Here is an 18,162-nt window from a genome sequence, read left to right on the forward strand (position 1 = left end):
GACGGCCGCCCACGTAACCTGCGGCGGTGACCACCTCCACCGCCCTGCTCCTCGCCGACCTCACCGGGGTGGCGGTCTTCGCCGCCTCCGGGGCCTCCGCGGCGGTGGCCAAGCGGCTCGACCTCTTCGGCGTCGTCTTCGTCGGCTTCGTCGCCGCGCTCGGCGGCGGGATCTTCCGGGACCTGGCGATCGACGAGGTGCCGCCGCTGGCCTTCGCCGACTGGCGGTACGCCGCCACGGCCGCCGTCACCGCCGCCGCCGTCTTCTGGCTGCACCCCCAGCTCGCCAGGCTGCGCACCACCGTGCTCGTGCTGGACGCGGCCGGGCTGGGGCTGTTCACCGTCACCGGCACGGTCAAGGCCCTCGACGCCCAGGTGCCGGCGGTGGGGGCGTGCGTGATCGGCATGCTCACCGCGATCGGCGGCGGCCTCGGGCGGGACCTGCTCACCGCCGAGATCCCGGTGGTGCTGCGGCGCGAGATCTACGCGGTCGCCGCGCTCGCCGGCTCGATCGCCGTGGCGCTGCTGGACGCGTTCGGGCACGCCAACGCCGCCTGGCTGACCGCGGCGGCGGCGTTCGTCTTCCTGTTCCGCCTGGTCGCCCTGCGCAGGCGCTGGTCGGCTCCGATCGCCACCCTCCGCCCCCCACGTACCCACAGCCCCGGCCCCCACCCCTGACCCCGACCCCACGGCCACGCCACCACGCCTGCGCCCGCGATCCCGCAATTTCTGCCCGGTCACATGCCGCTCAAGGTGCGAAGCGGGGGCCGAAGGTGCAAGATCGCGGGGTCGTCCACCGAGGCGATGCCGTCGGGTCGCGGGTGCGGCGGATGTGAGCCGCGTGGTGTCGGCTGGGTCGGGCGGGCCCCGCTGGTTATGCTGAGTCGGCCTTCGCGGCACCATCGGCGCGGAGGCGTTTTCATGGGCGGCGGCACCCGTGGCCCTCGGCCGGGGTCCGCCATCAGGCGGTCGGAGAGGAGCTTCGCGTGGCGGCCCGGTTGCCGGCGATCGAGACGTTTCCGGCACTGCGCGCGTGGCAGCGCAAGGCACTGGTGGAGTACCTGCGCCGGCGCGACCCCGACTTCACCGCGGTCGCCACCCCGGGCGCCGGCAAGACCACCTTCGCCCTGCGGATCGCGGCCGAACTGCTCGCCGACGGCACCGTCGAGGCGGTCACCGTGGTGGCCCCGACCGAGCACCTGAAGACCCAGTGGGCGCAGTCGGCGGCCCGGGTCGGCATCCAGCTCGACGCCGCCTTCCGCAACGCCGACCTGCACTCCTCCGCCGACTTCCACGGCGCCGTCGTGACGTACGCGCAGGTGGGGATTGCACCCCAGGTGCACAAGCGGCGCACCCTGACCCGGCGCACGCTGGTCATCCTCGACGAGATCCACCACGCGGGGGACAGCCGCTCCTGGGGCGACGGGGTGAAGGCGGCCTTCGAGGGCGCCGAGCGGCGGCTGATGCTCACCGGCACCCCGTTCCGCTCCGACGACAACCCGATCCCGTTCGTCACGTACGAGCGGGGCGGGGACGGCCTGCTCCGCTCCCGCGCCGACTCGGTGTACGGCTACTCCGACGCGCTGCGCGACGGCGTGGTCCGCCCAGTGCTCTTCCTGGCGTACTCGGGGGAGACCCGGTGGCGCACCAACGCCGGGGAGGAACTGGCGGCGCGGCTCGGCGAGCCGATGACCCAGGACCTCGTCGCGCAGGCGTGGCGTACCGCCCTGGATCCGGCCGGCGATTGGATGCCGCAGGTGCTGCGGGCCGCCGACGCCCGGCTGACCGTGCTGCGCAACGCGGGGATGCCCGACGCCGGCGGGCTGGTGATCGCCAGCGACCAGCAGACCGCCCGCTCGTACGCCAAGCTCATCGAGCAGTTGACCGGCGAGCGGGCGGCGGTGGTGCTCTCCGACGACGTGGGGGCCTCCGCGCGGATCGCGACGTTCGCGGCGTCCGAGCAGCGGTGGCTGGTGGCGGTCCGGATGGTCTCCGAGGGCGTCGACATCCCCCGCCTGGCGGTCGGGGTGTACGCGACCAGCGCCAGCACCCCGCTCTACTTCGCGCAGGCGATCGGCCGGTTCGTCCGCGCCCGCCGCGAGGGGGAGACCGCCTCGGTCTTCCTGCCCAGCGTGCCGCACCTGCTCGGGCTGGCCAGCGAGATGGAGGCCGAGCGGGACCACGTGCTCGGCAAGCCGAAGGACCGCGAGGGTTTCGACGACGACCTGCTGGAACGCGCCCAGCGTGACGACCAGGCCAGCGGCGAGCTGGAGAAGCGCTTCGCCGCACTCTCCGCGACCGCCGAGCTGGACCAGGTGATCTTCGACGGCGCCTCGTTCGGCACCGCCGCCCAGGCCGGCACCCCCGAGGAGGAGGAGTACCTGGGCCTGCCCGGGCTGCTGACCGCCGACCAGGTCGCCATGCTGCTGACCAAGCGGCAGCAGGAGCAGCTCGCCGCCCAGCGCCGGAGGGCCGCGCGGCCCGCTGAGTCGGCCGCTGAGCCGTCCGCGGCGCCGGCGGCACCGATGAGTGCCGCCCAGCGCCGGGTCGCCCTGCGTCGGCAGCTCAACGCTCTGGTGGCCGCCCGGCACCACCGGACGGGGCAGCCGCACGGAAAGATCCACGCCGAGCTGCGCCGCCTCTGCGGCGGCCCGCCGAGCGCCCAGGCCACGATCGAGCAGCTCGAGGAGCGCATCGCCACCGTCCAGACCCTCTGACGGCGGACGGCCCCGCACGCCCCGTGCGGTCGCCCGTGGACCCGGCGCGCGGTCCGCGCCCCCTGCCCCGTCAGGCCGCCCGTGGCCGGCGGTGCGCGGTCGGCAGCGCCGGTGCCCGGCCCGTGCCCGTTGCGCCCGTCAGGCCGCCCGTGGGGCCGGCTGCGGGATCCGCCCCGCCCGTCCCCCTGGGCCCGCCGGCCGCTCGTGAGCCCGGCCGCGCGCTCCGCGCCGCCCGTGCCCGCTGCGCCCGTCGGGCGGCCCGTGGACAAGCCGCGCGATCCGTTCCGCCCGCGCCGGGGCTGTGGGGCAGGGGCGGGGGTACGCAAAAGCCGGCCGGAGGCTCCCCGTTGGGGGGCCTCCGGCCGGCTATGTCGTGGGTTTGCGGATTCAGTTCGCCATCAGATCGGCGCCACGCCAGCTGAACTCCGGGTCCGTCGCGTACCGCACGGTGATCTTCACGAGATCCTCCGCGTACTTGTTCGCGTGGTGCCCACAGAACACCAGCTCGCTCCCACCCGCCAGAGTGATCCGGAGCTTGCCGGCAGCATTGCAGCGGTCGCACCGTTCATCGGCGGCTGGGGGAGCCACCGTCTCGGGCGGCGGCGTGAGGGTCGGGGTCATCGCCTTCCTCCTCTGGTCGTCACCGATGAACAATCTCTTCGGTCGTTGCTCACCTATCGTGCAACACCCTGTCCCGGCGCTGCCTTCCCTGTGTGCCCGCGGGGGACCGAGGTCACACATGGCAGGGACAGTGTGCCGTGCACCAAGGGTGCCACGTCAACGATCACAATCGTGCAACCGAACGATCACCTTCCGACGTTGCACGTCAGGTGATCAAAACGACACGTTCGGTTGACGATCGCGATCAGTCCAGGTAATCCCGCAGCACCTGCGAACGCGACGGGTGACGCAGTTTGGACATGGTCTTGGACTCGATCTGCCGGATGCGCTCCCGGGTCACGCCGTAGACCTGGCCGATCTCGTCGAGCGTGCGCGGCTGGCCGTCGGTCAGGCCGAAGCGCAGGCGTACCACACCCGCCTCACGCTCGGACAACGTCTGCAGCACCTGCTGGAGCTGATCCTGCAGCAGCGAGAACGACACCGCGTCGACCGCGACCACGGCCTCGGAGTCCTCGATGAAGTCGCCGAGCTGGCTGTCGCCCTCGTCGCCGATCGTCTGGTCCAGCGAGATGGGCTCCCGGGCGTACTGCTGGATCTCCAGCACCTTCTCCGGTGTGATGTCCATCTCCTTGGCCAGCTCCTCCGGGGTGGGCTCGCGGCCCAGGTCCTGGAGCAGCTCGCGCTGGATGCGGCCGAGCTTGTTGATCACCTCGACCATGTGCACCGGGATGCGGATGGTGCGGGCCTGGTCGGCCATCGCGCGGGTGATCGCCTGCCGGATCCACCAGGTGGCGTAGGTGGAGAACTTGTAGCCCTTGGTGTAGTCGAACTTCTCGACCGCGCGGATCAGGCCGAGGTTGCCCTCCTGGATGAGGTCGAGGAACGCCATGCCGCGACCCGTGTAGCGCTTGGCCAGCGAGACGACCAGCCGGAGGTTGGCCTCCAGCAGGTGGTTCTTGGCGCGCTCGCCGTCGCGGGAGATCCAGAGCAGGTCCCGCTGCATGTCGCGGGTGAGCTTCTCCTCGCCCTCCTCGGCCGCGCGCAGCCGCTCGGCGGCGTAGAGCCCGGCCTCGATCCGCTTGGCCAGCTCCACCTCCTGCTCGGCGTTGAGCAGCGGGACCTTGCCGATCTGCTTCAGGTAGGCCCGGACCGAGTCGGCCGAGGCGGTCAGCTCGGCGTCGCGGCGCGCCTGCTTGAGCGCCTCCGACTCCTCGTCGTCCCACTCGAAGTCGTTGTCGCTGGCCGAGTTGGCGGCGTCGGTCTCGGCGGCCTGGGCCAGCTCGGCCGGCTCGTCGACCACCACGTCCTCGATCTCGGCGGCCAACTCCTCCGGGTCGATGTCGCCCTCGGCGCCCTCGCCCTTGGCCTTGCCGCCGGCCTTGGCCGGCTTGGCGCCGGCCGCCGCGGCGACGGTGGCCTTGGTGGCCCGGGTGGACCTGGTCGCCTTCGCGGGCGCCGCGGCCTTGGCGGCCACCTCGGCGGTGGTGCCGGCGGCCTTGCGGGCGGCGACCTTGCGCGGGGCGGGCGCGGGGGCCTCGTCGGCGGCCGGCGCCTGCTTGGGGGCGGGCGCGGCGGCCTTCTTGGTCGTCTTGGCGGTGGTGGCCCGGGACGCCGGGGTGGCCGAGCGGGCGGCGGCGACGCGGCGGCGGGTGCTCGCCGAGCCGTCCACCACCACGGTCACTCCCGCCTCGGAGAGCGCCCGGAGGATCTTCTTGGCCTGGGCCGGAGTCACCTCGGCGGACTCGACGGTGCGCGCGAGCTGGGCCGACGTGAGCTGGCCGCCGGCGCTCTGCGCGTGGGCGATCAGGGTGTCGGTGAGCGAGCGAACGTCGGCGCCGGTCTGGCGGGGTTCTGTCACGAATGACCTTCCGGAGGCGAAGAGCGAGCACGGCCGGGTCGTCCGACGCAGAGCGGTGCACCTTGCCGGGCGATGTGGTTGAAGGACCCCCGTGTCCCGGGCCGGCCGGTCGTTGGCGGTCCGTCGCAGCGTGGGCAGGGGTGAATTGTAACGCCGTCTGCGGCGATCATCCGTCGCCGCACGGTGGACCGGCGGCGGGGACCGCCGATTCGACGTAGATGTGGACTTTGTAAGGATGGTACCGCGCGTGACCCGGAACACCCCGGCCGTGCGGGAAGGGGACGAACGATGGACCGCTCGGCGCCGGCGGAGCTGCTGGAGATCGCGGTCGAGGTGGCCCGCGAGGCGGCGGCGACCGCGTACCGGATGCGGGTCGAGGGCGTCTCGGTGGCCGCGACCAAGAGCACGGTCACCGACGTGGTGACCGCCGCCGACCGGGCGGTCGAGCGGCAGGTGGTCGACGCGCTGCGCCGGCTGCGCCCGGGTGACGCCGTGCTCGGCGAGGAGTACGGGGCGGGGGAGACCGGCCCGACCGGCCCCGGCGGGGTGCGCTGGATCATCGACCCGATCGACGGCACGGTCAACTACCTGTACGGGATCCCGCACTGCGCGGTCTCGCTCGCCGCCGAGGTCGACGGCGAGGTGGTGGCCGGGGTGGTGCGCAACGTCAACACCGGCGAGGAGTGGACCGCCACCGCCGGCGGGGGCGCCTGGCGTGACGGTGAGCGGCTGCGCTGCTCCACCGAGACCGACCTCGGCCAGGCGCTGGTCGCCACGGGGTTCGGCTACGACCCGGCGCGCCGGGCGCACCAGGCCCGGGTGGTCGCCGAGCTGATCCCGCACGTCCGCGACATCCGCCGGCTCGGCGCCGCCGCGCTGGACCTCTGCCTGGCGGCGGAGGGGCGGGTGGACGCCTACTACGAGAAGGGGTTGGCCGCCTGGGACCAGGCCGCCGGGGCCCTCGTGGCCACCGAGGCAGGGCTGCTGGTGGCCGGGCTGGGCGGGCTGCCGGCCGGCCCGGACCTGGTGATCGCCGCCCCGTCGGCCCTGTTCAAGCCCCTGCACGACCGCCTCGCCGACCTGGACGCCTCCGGCGGCCCGTGACGGAGATCTCCGGCGGCCACGTCGGCCGGTGCGGCCCTCACGTGACCGGGTACGGCCCTCAACGTGGCTGGTACGGCTCCCGCGTCGTACGGGCGTGGTGAGCGCCCCGGCCGGGCCGGGGCGTGGCACCGTGCGTCAGTCGTCCTCGCGCGTCGGGCAGGAGCCCGCCGGGGCGACCGGCGCGCCGAGGTCGCCCAGGGACTGGTTGACCTCGGTGGTGGTGGCGAGCTGCTGGAAGCCGCTGCCCAGCACCACGTCAACGACGTCGTCGGTGCGCTTGGCGTCGTACTCGTACTCGGCGTTGTCGAGGAAGTACGCCCGCAGCAGGTGCGCCGAGCCGACGCCCTTCGGGCCGTAGCGCAGCACCGCGATGTCGTCGATCTGCTTCTTCTCGTCGCCGGTCTTCTTGACCTGGAACTTCCGGTTGCGGAAGTCGTCGGCGATGGCGCCGGCCAGGCCGATCCGGTCCGTGCCGTTCAGCACGTTGATCTTGACGTCCTTGGGCTCGCGCAGGGTCACGTCGGCCATCGGCCAGCCCTCCGGGCAGCCGCCGGCGAGGCCGCTGTCGCCCTGGGTGTCGCGGACCATGGCGACCACCACGAAGACCAGGGCCAGCACCGCCAGCAGGCCGACGACAACGAGTGCTCGCACTCGCGCAAAGCTCATCAGGGTGCTCCCCGGACAGAGGTGGGTGGCGGCGGCCGCCGGCGGTCGGGCCGCCCCGCCGGCCGTCGAGTACGCCGCTGAGGTTAACGGTTGTCCGGCCGTCGCGTGGAAACAGTCCGACATGCCGGCGCGCCATCCGGGAACCGGGTACTACTACCCCTATCTTCGTGTCGCCTGAGTCACATTGGGAACAACTTCGCGTGCGGGGGCGTACATCTCAGCCACGAGGGCGGTATACATGCCTCGCCCAAAGGGGGGGTAAGGTTCCGCGCTCGCTGGGGGTTCCTCCGGAGGTCTCCGTCCGTGCTGTCTTCGGGTCGGGTGACCGACACAAGTGGTGGCCGGCCAGCGGAACCGAAACAGCGTCGTCCGGCGTTACAACCGGAAGCGACAATATCGATATGGGAGAGTGAAACCGATGGCCACCGACTACGACGCCCCGCGTCGCGACGAGGTCGACCTCGGCGAGGACAGCCTGGAAGAGCTCAAGGCCCGACGCGTCGACTCACAGTCGGGCGCCGTGGACGTCGACGAGGCCGAGGTGGCCGAGAGCTTCGAGCTGCCCGGCGCCGACCTGGCCGACGAGGAACTCACGGTCAAGGTGCTTCCGATGCAGCAGGACGAGTTCCGCTGCGCCCGCTGCTTCCTCGTGCACCACCGCAGCCAGTTGGCGGTCGAGCGCAACGGCGAGCTGATCTGCCGCGAGTGCGTCTGACACGGCGCGCCTCCACCAGCGGCGGCTCCCTCGTGGGGCCGCCGCTGCCCGAGTTGCCGTGCGACGCGGCGGGGGACCTGCTTCACTCGTGACGGGTGCCGCCACGCCGGCGACAGTTCATTCGGGAGGTCGGACCCATGAGCGAGCGGAGCGAGTCCCGCGGCACGCGCGGCGCGGACCGGACCCGCGCCGAGGGCGCACGCGACGGCGACCCGGACGGGAGCCGGGGCGACGCCGTGCCCGGCGCGGACACCGTGCCCGGCTCGGACGACGAGCTGGGCGCGACCGTCGCGGCCCTGACCGCCGACGACGTCGCACCGGCCCGCCGGCGGCAACTGCTCGGCCGGCTCGTCGGGCAGGCGCGGGCGCGCGGGCTGGGCGACCTGTTCAAGCCGAAGACCGCCGTCCGGTGGATGGTCGACACGGTCGCCGAGATCGCCCCGCACGTGCCCGTGCGGGACCTGGCCACCCTGCGTCGCCACTTCGACGGCCTGGACGGCGAGGCGCTGGCCGAACGGCTGGTGCGCAACGCCGCGCGGACGACGGCGGGGATCGGCGCCGCCGGCGGGGGAGTCGCCGCGGTCGAGTGGGCCGTCGCCCCGACCCTGCTCTCCGCGCCGGTGCTGCTCGCCGCCGAGACGGTCGCCGTGGTGGCCGTCGAGCTCAAGCTGATCGGCGAGCTGCACGAGGTCTACGGGGTGCCGCTGGCGCCCGGCGGCACCCAGCGGGCGGTCACGCTGGTGCAGTCCTGGGCCGGCCAGCGCGGGATCAACCCGATGATGCCCGGCGTCGGGGTGGGCGCGGTGCTCGGCACCGCCGCCCGCAAGGAGTTGCGGGACATGCTGCTCAAGCGCTTCGGCCGCAACCTGACCACGCTCGGCCCCTTCCTCACCGGGGCGGCGGTGGCGAGCTACCTCAACCGCCGGGCCACCCGGACGATGGCCGACGAGCTCCGCCGGGACCTGCGCCGCAGGAGCCCTGCCCTACCCGGCGGCCCGCCGGCCCTGCCCGGCCCCGCCTGACGCCCTGCCAGGGCCGGGGAAGGATGCGGGAGGGCCAGGCCCGGGGGCCGGGGGCGAGCGCCGGACAGCCGGGCGGCGGGACGGGCGCGGAGGCGGCTCAGGAACGAGCGGCGTCCCGGGCGGCGAGGACCGCCTCGGCCAGCTCGACCGGGTGGCGGGTGCTGACCACCCAGAACGGGGTGGGGTCGGCCGGGTCGTCGAGGACCACCTGGACGGCGCCCGGGACCCACGGCCGCTGCACCACGAACGCCAACGGGTCGGCCCCGACCCCGAGCACCTCACGCCGGCCGGCGGCGTCCAGCGGGACGACGTCCGCGACGAACCGGACGGGCAGCCGGGCGTCGTCCACCCGCAGCTCGCCGTCGCGTACCGCGATCCGGATCCGGCCCAGCCAGGCCAGGCCGGCGGCGGTCGCCGGCAGCAGCACCACGAACGGCAGCCAGGCCCGCACGCCGGGGGCGCCCATCCACAGCTCCACGGCCAGCAGCGTGGCCGCGGCCAGCCCGCCCAGCCACAGCCACCAGGGCAGGCCGAGCCGCTCGGTGTGCTCCGGGGGCGCCGCAGCGGGCGACGCCGGGGACGGCGAGGATGGCGACAGGCTCACTCCTGCCAGGGTACGGCGCACGGCAGCCGGCGGAACCGGCAGGATGTCAGGGTCACCCCACGAACCGGACGGAAGAGGGGAACCGTGACCGACGTCGTACCCGTGCCCGTACGGCAGCTCGACCCGGAGCTGCCGCTGCCGGCGTACGCCCATCCCGGTGACGCCGGGGCCGACCTGGTGGCGGCCGCGGACGTCGAGCTGCCACCCGGCGGTCGGGCCCTGGTCCCGACCGGGGTGGCGATCGCGTTGCCCGAGGGGTACGTGGGCCTGGTCCACCCCCGATCGGGGCTCGCGGCCAGACTCGGCGTGACGGTGCTCAACGCGCCCGGTACGGTCGACGCCGGCTATCGGGGTGAGATCCTGGTCAACCTGATCAATCATGATCGGGAGGCGCCGGCGAAGATCTCCCGTGGCGATCGGATCGCTCAGCTCGTTGTCCAGCGGGTGGCGCGGGCCGATTTCCAGCCGGTGGCCGAGCTGCCCACGTCCCGGCGCGGGACCGGCGGGCACGGCTCCACCGGCGGACACGCCGGCCTGGTGCCGTCCCCGGCGGCCCTCCGGGCGCCGGACGCGCCGACCGGGCGGCCGGACGAGCGGGACCGGGCAGGCGGACGGACGGAAGAGGTGGCAGGGTGAGTGCGAACAGCGGAGGGTTGGCGCAGTGATCTTCTCCCGTAAGCGGGACGATGCCCGACGGAACGCCCGTGACGAGCGGACGACCGAGGTCCTCGACTCCACCGAGTCGGCCCCGGCGGCCCTGGCACGCGGCCCGTACGACGTCTCGGAGGCGCCCGCCGGGGTGCAGCGGCTCGACCTGGGCAGTCTGCAGATCCCCGCGGTGCGCGACGTCGAGGTGCGGGTGCAGGCGGACCCGGAGGGCGTGATCCAGCAGGTCGTGCTGGTGCACGGCCAGAACGCGCTCCAGCTCGGCGTCTTCGCCGCGCCGCGCTCCGAGGGCATCTGGGACGAGGTGCGCGAGGAGATCCGCCAGTCGCTGTTCAACGACGGCGCGGCGGCCCAGGAGGTCGAGGGCGAGTACGGCACCGAGCTGCACGCCCGGGTGCGCACCCAGGACGGGATCACCGACCTGCGGTTCGTCGGCATCGACGGGCCGCGCTGGATGGTCCGCGGCGTCTACCAGGGCGAGGCGGCGACCAACCCGGCCGCCGCCGGCCCGCTCGCCGAGTGCCTCGACGGCCTGGTGGTCGACCGGGGGCAGGAGGCGAAGCCGGTGCGCGAGCCACTGCCGCTGCGGCTGCCCCGCGACGTCGCCGACCAGGCCGGTGCCGGGGCGCCGGCCGGCGGCAACCCCGCTCCCGGGCCGCGCGAGGCCTGACCGCCCGTCACCGGCGACGCCGGGACCGGTCCCGTCGGCGTACGCTGGCGGCACGGTCCCGGCGCCGCCGGGTGCCGGGCCCGTGCCGGCAGCGCCGGCCAGCGTGGAGAGGGTGACGCGGAGGTCATGTCGACCGACGAGGACCGGGGCTCGCTGCGCCGCATGCTGCGACGACTCACCGCGAGCGAGGCGGAGATCGAGGCGCAGGAGCTGCGCCGGGAGTGCGCCGAGCACGGCGGTGTGCCGGTCGGGGAGTGCCTGCGCGGGCAGGTGGTGTCGGTCGCCGGCCGGCTCCGCACGGTGGTCTACACCCCGCGGACCAACCTGCCCACCCTGGAGGCGGACCTCTACGACGGCAGCGACGTGGTGACCCTGGTGTGGCTGGGCCGGCGACACATCGCCGGCATCGAGCCGGGCCGGCACCTGACCGCCCGTGGGCGGGTGGCGGTGCGTGACGACCGCAAGGTGATCTACAACCCGTACTACGAGCTGGAACCGCCGAAGTGACCCGGTGGGCGCGGCGGACGGAAGGCGTGCGATGACGACGGGACAGCACCGGGCGGCGCAGCCGGAGAGCGGTCCGGAGGACGAGGAGCAGCTGCCGACCCTCGCCGAGCAGATGGCCGACCAACTCGGCGGCTGGCGGGGCCTGGTCGAGTCCAGCATCCCGGTGGTCGTCTTCGTGGTGGCCAACGTCGTCGGTGAGCTGCGGCCCGCCGTGATCGCCTCGGTGGCGGTGGCGCTGGTGATCGCCGGGCTCCGGCTGGCCCAGCGGCGGCCCGTCCGGCACGCGGTCAACGGCTTGTTCGGCGTCGCCATCGGCGCCGCGATCGCCTGGCGCACCGGCGACGAACGCGACTTCTACCTCCCCGGCATCCTCTACGGCATCGGCTACGGGCTGGCCCTGCTGGTCTCGGCGGCCGTCCGGCAGCCCCTGGTGGGGTGGATCTGGTCGGTGCTGGTGGCCAAGGGGCGCTCCGAGTGGCGCGACGACCCGCGCCTGGTGCGGACGTTCACCGGGCTGACCGTGCTCTGGGGCGTCGTCTGGCTGGCCAAGGTCGGCGTGCAGGCGGCGCTCTACCTCGCCGCCCGCCACTTCGACGACGCCGGCAACGAGGCCGCCGCGGCCAACATGGAGACGGCGCTCGGCGTCGCCCGGCTGGCGCTCGGCTACCCGCCGTACGCGTTGCTGCTGCTGATCACGGTCTGGACGGTCCGCCGGGTGACCCGGGAGCCCCGGTCCGCCCCGCTGCCCGGCTGACGGGCGCGCCCACTCGGTCCGCGCCCGCACCCCGGCCAGGCCGGCACGGCGGTGCCGCGGCCGAGTGGCCGAGTGCGGCGGCCGACGGCCCGGTGCGGCACGTCGGCCCGGGTGGAGGGGCCCCGCGGGCGGATGCTCGCCGCCGCGCCGTCAGCGCTGCTCGCGGGTCCGCTCCACGCTGTCCGGCCCGAGCACCACCGCGCGGACCGCGTCCTCGACCTCGGCGGTGCAGACGAAGATCAGCTCGTCGCCGGCCTCCAGCGGGTCGTCCGGGCTGGGCACCAGCACCCGCTTGCCGCGCAGGATCGCCACCAGCGCGGAGTCGCGCGGCAGCGGCACCGCGTGCAGCGGCTGCCCGACGTACGGCGCGGTCGGCGGCAGGGTGATCTCGACGAGGTTCGCCTCGCCCTGCCGGAAGGTCATCAGCCGGACCAGGTCGCCGACGGTGACCGCCTCCTCGACCAGGGCGGCCATCACCCGCGGCTTGCTCACCGCGACGTCGACACCCCACTGCTCGGTGAAGAGCCACTCGTTCTCGGCCCGGTTCACCCGGGCCACCACCCGGGGCACCGCGAACTCGGTCTTGGCCAGCAGCGAGACCACCAGGTTGACCTTGTCGTCCCCGGTGGCCGCGACCACCACGTCGCAGCCGGCGACGTTGGCCTCCTCCAGGCTGGTCAGCTCGCACGCGTCGGCCAGCACCCACTCGGCGGCGGGCACCCGGTCGGGCCGGAGCATCTTGGGCTGGCGCTCGATCAACATCACCTGGTGGCCGTTGTCGATCAGCTCCTGGGCGATCGAGCGGCCCACGTTGCCGGCGCCGGCGATGGCGATGCGCATGGCTCAGAGCCCTCCTTCCGGCGGCGCCGCCGCCGCCGACGTGACCGTCCCGGCGATGTCGTCGGTGACCAGCATGAAGAGCTGGTCACCCTCCTGGACGACGGTGGACACGGTCGGCAGCGTGCCGATGCCGAAGCGGATCAGGTACGCCACCCGGGCCCCCGTCGCCTCCTCCAGGGCGAGCACCGACCGGCCGATCCAGTCCTTGTGCACGGGCACCTCGACGATCGACACCGTGCTCGTCGGGTCGCGGAAGATCTCCACGTTCCCCTCGGGCACCAGGTGCCGCAGCATCCGGTCGGCGGTCCACCGGACCGTGGCCACGGTGGGGATGCCGAGCCGCTCGTAGACCTGCGCCCGGCGCTGGTCGTAGATCCGGGCCGCCACCCGGGAGACGCCGAACGTCTCGCGGGCCAGCCGGGCCGAGATGATGTTGGAGTTGTCGCCGCTGGAGACCGCCGCGAAGGCGTCCGCGCGCTCGATGCCGGCCTGCCGGAGCACCTCGCCGTCGAAACCGGCGCCGGTGACGGTGATCCCGGCGAACTCGGGGCCGAGCCGGCGGAAGGCGTCGGAGTCCTGGTCGATGACCGCGACCGAGTGACCCCGGGACTCCAGGCTGTGGGCGAGGGTCGAGCCGACCCGGCCACAACCCATGATCACGACATGCACCGCGTCCCTCCTCAAGGTGCGCAACCGCCCGACCGGTGAGCGTGTCGTCTGCGAGCCTGCCACGTTCCCGGCGGGGGCGGAGACCGACGGTACTCCGCCGGTTCACCGCCCCGTGCTCGGCCACCCCGCGCCGACCGCCCGGGTCGTCGTACTCTTGGCGGTTGTGGCCAGACCCACCTCGCTGCTGAAGCGGTTGCTCCTCGGTCGACCGTTCCGGTCCGACCGGCTCAAGCACACGCTGCTGCCCAAGCGCATCGCGCTACCCGTCTTCGCGTCCGACGCGCTCTCCAGCGTCGCGTACGCGCCGGACGAGATCCTGCTGACCCTCTCCATCGCCGGCGCCTCGGCGTACCTCTTCTCGCCGTGGATCGCCCTGGCCGTCGTGGTGGTGATGCTCACCGTCGTGGCCAGTTACCGGCAGAACGTGCACGCCTACCCCTCCGGCGGCGGCGACTACGAGGTGGCCACGGTGAACCTCGGCCCCCGGGCGGGCGTCGCGGTGGCCAGCGCGCTGCTGGTCGACTACGTGCTCACGGTCGCCGTCTCGGTCTCCTCCGGGGTGGCCAACCTGGGCTCGGTGGTGCCGTTCGTGGCCACCCACAAGGTGCTCATCGCGGTCACCGCGGTGGTGCTGCTCACCGCGGTCAACCTGCGCGGCCTGCGGGAGTCCGGCACGGCCTTCGCGATCCCCACCTACGGCTTCATCATCGTGATGGTCGGGATGCTGCTCACCGGGCTGGTCCGGGTCTTCGTGCTCGGTGACGACCTGCGGGCGCCCAGCGCCGGCCTGGAGATCCAGGCCGAGCACAGCGTCACCGGCTTCGCCCTGGTATTCCTGCTGCTGCGCACCTTCTCCTCGGGCTGTGCGGCGCTGACCGGCGTGGAGGCGATCTCCAACGGGGTGCCGGCGTTCAAGGCGCCCAAGAGTCGCAACGCGGCCACCACGCTGCTGCTGCTCGGCACCATCTCGGTGGCCATGCTGGTCGGCATCGTCTGGCTGTCCAAGCTCACCGGCCTGCAGTTCGTCGAGGACCCGGAGCTGCAGATCGTCTCCGGCCCCGAGGGGTACGTGCAGAAGACCGTCACCGCCCAGCTCGGGGAGACGGTCTTCGGCTCCGGCTCGGTGCTGCTCTTCGTGGTCGCCGGGGTCACCGCGCTGATCCTCTTCCTGGCCGCGAACACCGCGTTCAACGGCTTCCCGGTGCTCGGCTCGATCCTCGCCCAGGACCGCTACCTGCCCCGGCAACTGCACACCCGCGGCGACCGGCTGGCCTTCTCCAACGGCATCCTCTTCCTGGCCGTCGCCGCGATCGTGCTGATCGTCGGCTTCCAGGCCGAGGTGACCCGGCTCATCCAGCTCTACATCGTCGGCGTGTTCGTCTCCTTCACCCTCTCCCAGGCCGGCATGATCCGGCACTGGAACCGGCACCTGCGGACCGTGCGGGACCCGCAGGCGCGCCGGCGGATGCTCCGGTCCCGGGCGATCAACGCCTTCGGCATGGCGATGACCGGCACCGTGCTGGTCATCGTGCTGGTCACGAAGTTCCTGCTCGGCGCGTGGATCGCCATCGCCGCCATGGCGATGATCTACGTGCTGATGCTGGCCATCCGCCGGCACTACGACCGGGTCGCCACGGAGCTGACCCCGCCGGACGAGGGCCGCGCCGTGCTGCCCGCCCGCAACCACGCCGTCGTGCTGGTCAGCAAGCTGCACAAGCCGACGCTGCGGGCGATCGCGTACGCCCGGGCCACCCGGCCGGACACGCTGACGGCGGTGACCGTCAACGTCGACGACAAGGACACCCGGGAACTGCAGGCGGAGTGGGAGCGGCGGGACCTGCCCGTCCCGCTGACCGTGGTCGACTCGCCGTACCGGGAGATCACCCGCCCGATCCTGGACTTCGTGGCCGGCGTCCGCCGCGAGTCGCCCCGCGACGTGGTCACGGTCTTCATCCCGGAGTACGTGGTCGGGCGCTGGTGGGAGAACCTGCTGCACAACCAGAGCGCGCTGCGCCTCAAGGGCCGGCTGCTGTTCGAGCCGGGCGTGATGGTGACCAGCGTGCCGTGGCAGCTCGCCTCGACGGCGAGCAAGGACCTGGACCGGCTGGACGCCACGCTGAGCCGGGGACCGGCCCGCGGGCCCCGGGTGGCGCCACGCGGCACCCTGCCGCCGAGCGTCCCGCCGGTCGTGTCCGCGCCGCCCGGCGAGGGCGGCCCGAGCGGTGGGGGTGAGCGGTGACCGGGGCGCGGGACGGCCGGGGGCTGGAGGAGGCCGAGCGGGTCGAGTTGACCGTCGGGGCGGTCGCCCCGGGCGGGCACTGCGTCGCGCGGGTGGACGGCCAGGTGGTCTTCGTCCGGCACGCGCTGCCCGGCGAGCGGGTGGTCGCCGAGGTCACCGAGGTGCACAAGGGGTTCGTCCGGGCCGACGCGGTGACCGTGCTCGAGGCCGCCCCGGACCGGGTCGAGCCGCCCTGCCCGTACGCGAAGCCGGGTCGGTGCGGCGGCTGCGACCTGCAGCACGTCGCCCCGGCCGCCCAGCTCGGCTGGAAGGCCGCGGTGGTGCGCGAGCAGCTCACCCGCCTGGGCGGGCTGACCGACGCGGAGGTGGACGCCCTGGGCGTCCGGGTGGAGGCGCTGCCCGGCGGGCCGCTCGGCTGGCGCTCCCGGGTCCGGTACGCCGTCGACGCCGCGGGCCGGGCCGGGCTGCTCAAGCACCGCTCGCACGAGGTGGTGCCGATCGACCGCTGCCTGATCGCCCACCCGGCGATCCAGGAGCTGCCCGTGCTGGCCCCGAGCGGAGCGCGCTGGCCGGCGGACGGGGTCGAGACGGTGGCCTCCACCGGCGGGGACGTGGCGGTGACCGCCGTCGCCGAGGGGGTGCCGCGCCCGGTGCGCGGCCCGGAGCGGGTCCGCGAGGTCGCCGCCGGCCGGGAGTGGGTCCTGCCCGCGTCGTCGTTCTGGCAGGTCCATCCGGCCGCCGCCGACACCCTGGTCGACGCGGTCCTCGACCTGCTCGACCCCCGGCCGGGGGAGACCGCCTGGGACCTCTACGGCGGGGCGGGCCTCTTCGCCGCCGCGCTGGCCGGCCGGGTCGGCGACGCCGGCCGGGTCACCCTGGTGGAGTCGGCCGAGCCGGGCGTCGCCGCGGCGAGGGAGAACCTGCGCGACCTGCCCAGGGTCGAGATCGTGCCGGCCCGGGTGGAGGCCGCGCTCGCGCGCCGCCGGATCACCGGCCCGGTCGACGTGGTGGTGCTGGACCCGCCGCGTTCCGGCGCGGGTGCCCGGGTGGTGCGGGACGTCGTCGCCGCGGGTCCGCGCGCGGTCGCGTACGTGGCCTGCGACCCGGCCGCCTTCGCCCGGGACGTGCGCACCTTCGCCGGGTCGGGGTGGCGGCTCGCCGCGCTGCGCGGCTTCGACCTGTTCCCGATGACCCAGCACGTCGAGCTGGTGGGTCTGCTCCTGCCGCCCGGCCGAGCCGCCCGCTAGCCTGACCCGATGAAGATCGTCGGGTTGATGTCGGGTACCTCGTACGACGGGGTCGACGTGGCCGCCGCCGAGTTCACCGTCGAGGGCGACACGCTCTGGCTGCGCCCCCTCGGGCATCGCGGCCTCGACTACGACGACGCGCTGCGCGCCGAGATCGGGGCGCTGCTGCCGCCGCAGGCCACCACGATCGAGGCGGTCTGCCGGCTGGACAACCGCCTCGGCGAGGTCTTCGCCGAGGCGGCGGCGGTCGGCGTCGAGCTGGCCGGCGGCGCGGTCGACGCCGTGGTCTCGCCCGGGCAGACGGTCTTCCACTGGGTCGACGGCGGGCGGGCCCGGGGCACCCTGCAACTGGGCACGGTGGCGCGGGTGGCCGCCCGGGTCGGCGTACCCGTGCTGAGCGACCTGCGCTCGGCGGACGTCGCGGCCGGCGGGCAGGGCGCGCCGCTGGTCCCGGCGTTCGACGCGCTGCTGCTCGACCCGGCCGACGGCGCGGCCCCGCGCGCCGCGCTCAACCTGGGCGGCATCGCCAACCTCACCGTGGTCGCGCCGGGCGCGCCGTTGCTCGGGTACGACGTCGGGCCCGCCAACGCGCTGCTCGACGCGGCGGCCCGGCGCCTCCTGGGCCGGCCCTGCGACCTCGACGGCGCCCGGGCGGCGGCCGGCCGGGTGCACCCCGGCCTGCTCGACGCGCTGCTCGCCGAGCCGTACTACGCGGCGCCGCCACCCAAGTCGACCGGCAAGGAGCTGTTCCACGCCGGCTACCTGGACGCGCGGCTGGCCGCCCTCGGCGAGCCGGTGCCCGCCGACGACGTGCTGGCCACCCTGACCGAGCTGACCGCCCGGGTGGTGGCCGCCGAGTGCGACCGGCACGGCGTCGCGGAGGTGGTGGCGGCCGGCGGCGGGGTGCGCAACCCCACCCTGATGGCCCGGCTGGCCGCGCTCGGGGCCGGGCGGTGGCGGCTGCGCACCACCGACGAGCTGGGCGTCCCGGCGCAGGCCAAGGAGGCGTACGCCTTCGCGCTGCTGGGCTGGCTCTCCTGGCACGGGCTGCCCGGGGCGCTGCCCTCGGTGACCGGCGCCACCCGGGCAGCCGTGCTCGGCTCCTGGACCCCGTCCGGGCCGGCGGGCCGGCACACGCCGGCCGCCGCGCCCCGCCGGCTGCGGATCCGCCCCTGACGAGGGCGGGCGGACCGGGGGCCTCGCCCGGCCGGGTGGAGCGGGCCGGGCGGATCCGCGGCTGACCGGGCGCTCAGCACCCCGACCG

The 18,162-nt window shown here is 74.5% G+C and carries 18 protein-coding genes; 12 read left to right on the top strand and 6 right to left on the bottom strand.

What is annotated here, in order from left to right; translation table 11 throughout:
• Positions 1-26: 26 nt before the first annotated feature.
• Entirely contained in the window at positions 27-677 is a 651-nt protein-coding gene (locus tag ACZ6O2_RS01670; RefSeq protein WP_350710979.1) for a trimeric intracellular cation channel family protein, read from the top strand.
• 308 nt (positions 678-985) lie between these two features.
• A complete protein-coding gene (locus tag ACZ6O2_RS01675; protein ID WP_350710981.1) occupies positions 986-2,716 on the top strand; it encodes a DEAD/DEAH box helicase in 1,731 nt (576 codons plus the stop codon).
• Between the two features lie 387 nt (positions 2,717-3,103).
• On the opposite strand, the gene ACZ6O2_RS01680 is transcribed toward ACZ6O2_RS01675, so the two are convergent.
• Both ACZ6O2_RS01680 and ACZ6O2_RS01685 read right to left on the bottom strand, forming a co-directional pair.
• A complete protein-coding gene (locus ACZ6O2_RS01680) occupies positions 3,104-3,337 on the bottom strand; it encodes a DUF7455 domain-containing protein (RefSeq protein ID WP_036374862.1) in 234 nt (77 codons plus the stop codon).
• A 244-nt stretch (positions 3,338-3,581) separates the two neighbouring features.
• Complete coding sequence (locus ACZ6O2_RS01685) at positions 3,582-5,195, bottom strand: RNA polymerase sigma factor (protein WP_350710983.1); 1,614 nt, start codon at positions 5,193-5,195, stop codon at positions 3,582-3,584.
• Between the two features lie 288 nt (positions 5,196-5,483).
• Here ACZ6O2_RS01685 and ACZ6O2_RS01690 point away from each other — a divergent pair, with 288 nt between their 5' ends.
• Positions 5,484-6,299 carry an inositol monophosphatase family protein gene (locus ACZ6O2_RS01690; protein ID WP_350710985.1) on the top strand — a complete coding sequence of 272 codons (816 nt, stop codon included), beginning with the start codon at positions 5,484-5,486 and terminating at the stop codon, positions 6,297-6,299.
• Positions 6,300-6,434: 135 nt separating this feature from the next.
• On the opposite strand, the gene ACZ6O2_RS01695 is transcribed toward ACZ6O2_RS01690, so the two are convergent.
• A complete protein-coding gene (locus tag ACZ6O2_RS01695) occupies positions 6,435-6,950 on the bottom strand; it encodes a LytR C-terminal domain-containing protein (RefSeq protein WP_350711073.1) in 516 nt (171 codons plus the stop codon).
• A 433-nt stretch (positions 6,951-7,383) separates the two neighbouring features.
• On the opposite strand from ACZ6O2_RS01695, the gene ACZ6O2_RS01700 reads away from it, so the two are divergent.
• Entirely contained in the window at positions 7,384-7,680 is a 297-nt protein-coding gene (locus ACZ6O2_RS01700; RefSeq protein ID WP_007075406.1) for a DUF4193 domain-containing protein, read from the top strand.
• Positions 7,681-7,817: 137 nt separating this feature from the next.
• Positions 7,818-8,702, top strand: coding sequence for a hypothetical protein (locus ACZ6O2_RS01705; protein WP_466021642.1), 885 nt, complete (start codon positions 7,818-7,820; stop codon positions 8,700-8,702).
• Between the two features lie 97 nt (positions 8,703-8,799).
• On the opposite strand, the gene ACZ6O2_RS01710 is transcribed toward ACZ6O2_RS01705, so the two are convergent.
• The gene (locus tag ACZ6O2_RS01710; protein ID WP_350711075.1) at positions 8,800-9,300 is read right to left on the bottom strand and encodes a DUF3093 domain-containing protein; all 501 of its coding nucleotides are present in this window, start codon (positions 9,298-9,300) and stop codon (positions 8,800-8,802) included.
• Between the two features lie 90 nt (positions 9,301-9,390).
• Between ACZ6O2_RS01710 and dut the strand changes: the two genes are divergently transcribed.
• The 4 genes from dut (at position 9,391) to ACZ6O2_RS01730 (ending at position 11,903) form a co-directional block, all read left to right on the top strand.
• Positions 9,391-9,942, top strand: a complete 552-nt coding sequence (dut, locus tag ACZ6O2_RS01715; RefSeq protein WP_350710989.1) for a dUTP diphosphatase — start codon at positions 9,391-9,393, stop codon at positions 9,940-9,942.
• Positions 9,943-9,967: 25 nt separating this feature from the next.
• Positions 9,968-10,642 carry a DUF3710 domain-containing protein gene (locus ACZ6O2_RS01720; RefSeq protein ID WP_350710991.1) on the top strand — a complete coding sequence of 225 codons (675 nt, stop codon included), beginning with the start codon at positions 9,968-9,970 and terminating at the stop codon, positions 10,640-10,642.
• Between the two features lie 126 nt (positions 10,643-10,768).
• Positions 10,769-11,149: an OB-fold nucleic acid binding domain-containing protein gene (locus ACZ6O2_RS01725; RefSeq protein WP_350710993.1), complete on the top strand. Its 381-nt coding sequence runs from the start codon at positions 10,769-10,771 to the stop codon at positions 11,147-11,149.
• 31 nt (positions 11,150-11,180) lie between these two features.
• Positions 11,181-11,903, top strand: coding sequence for a DUF3159 domain-containing protein (locus ACZ6O2_RS01730; protein ID WP_350710995.1), 723 nt, complete (start codon positions 11,181-11,183; stop codon positions 11,901-11,903).
• Positions 11,904-12,053: 150 nt separating this feature from the next.
• Here ACZ6O2_RS01730 and ACZ6O2_RS01735 read toward each other — a convergent pair whose 3' ends face one another.
• The gene (locus tag ACZ6O2_RS01735; RefSeq protein WP_350681297.1) at positions 12,054-12,743 is read right to left on the bottom strand and encodes a potassium channel family protein; all 690 of its coding nucleotides are present in this window, start codon (positions 12,741-12,743) and stop codon (positions 12,054-12,056) included.
• A 3-nt stretch (positions 12,744-12,746) separates the two neighbouring features.
• Positions 12,747-13,412, bottom strand: a complete 666-nt coding sequence (locus tag ACZ6O2_RS01740) for a potassium channel family protein (protein WP_466021643.1) — start codon at positions 13,410-13,412, stop codon at positions 12,747-12,749.
• Positions 13,413-13,575: 163 nt separating this feature from the next.
• On the opposite strand from ACZ6O2_RS01740, the gene ACZ6O2_RS01745 reads away from it, so the two are divergent.
• The 3 genes from ACZ6O2_RS01745 to ACZ6O2_RS01755 are packed head-to-tail and all read left to right on the top strand — an operon-like array spanning position 13,576 to position 18,074.
• Complete coding sequence (locus ACZ6O2_RS01745; protein ID WP_466021644.1) at positions 13,576-15,651, top strand: APC family permease; 2,076 nt, start codon at positions 13,576-13,578, stop codon at positions 15,649-15,651.
• Complete coding sequence (locus ACZ6O2_RS01750) at positions 15,648-16,898, top strand: class I SAM-dependent RNA methyltransferase (RefSeq protein ID WP_466021645.1); 1,251 nt, start codon at positions 15,648-15,650, stop codon at positions 16,896-16,898. Before ACZ6O2_RS01745 ends, ACZ6O2_RS01750 begins: the two co-directional genes overlap by 4 nt.
• A gap of 9 nt (positions 16,899-16,907) precedes the next feature.
• Positions 16,908-18,074, top strand: coding sequence for an anhydro-N-acetylmuramic acid kinase (locus ACZ6O2_RS01755; RefSeq protein ID WP_466021646.1), 1,167 nt, complete (start codon positions 16,908-16,910; stop codon positions 18,072-18,074).
• Positions 18,075-18,162: the final 88 nt, after the last annotated feature.

This window comes from Micromonospora sp. NPDC048040 (genome assembly GCF_055587185.1).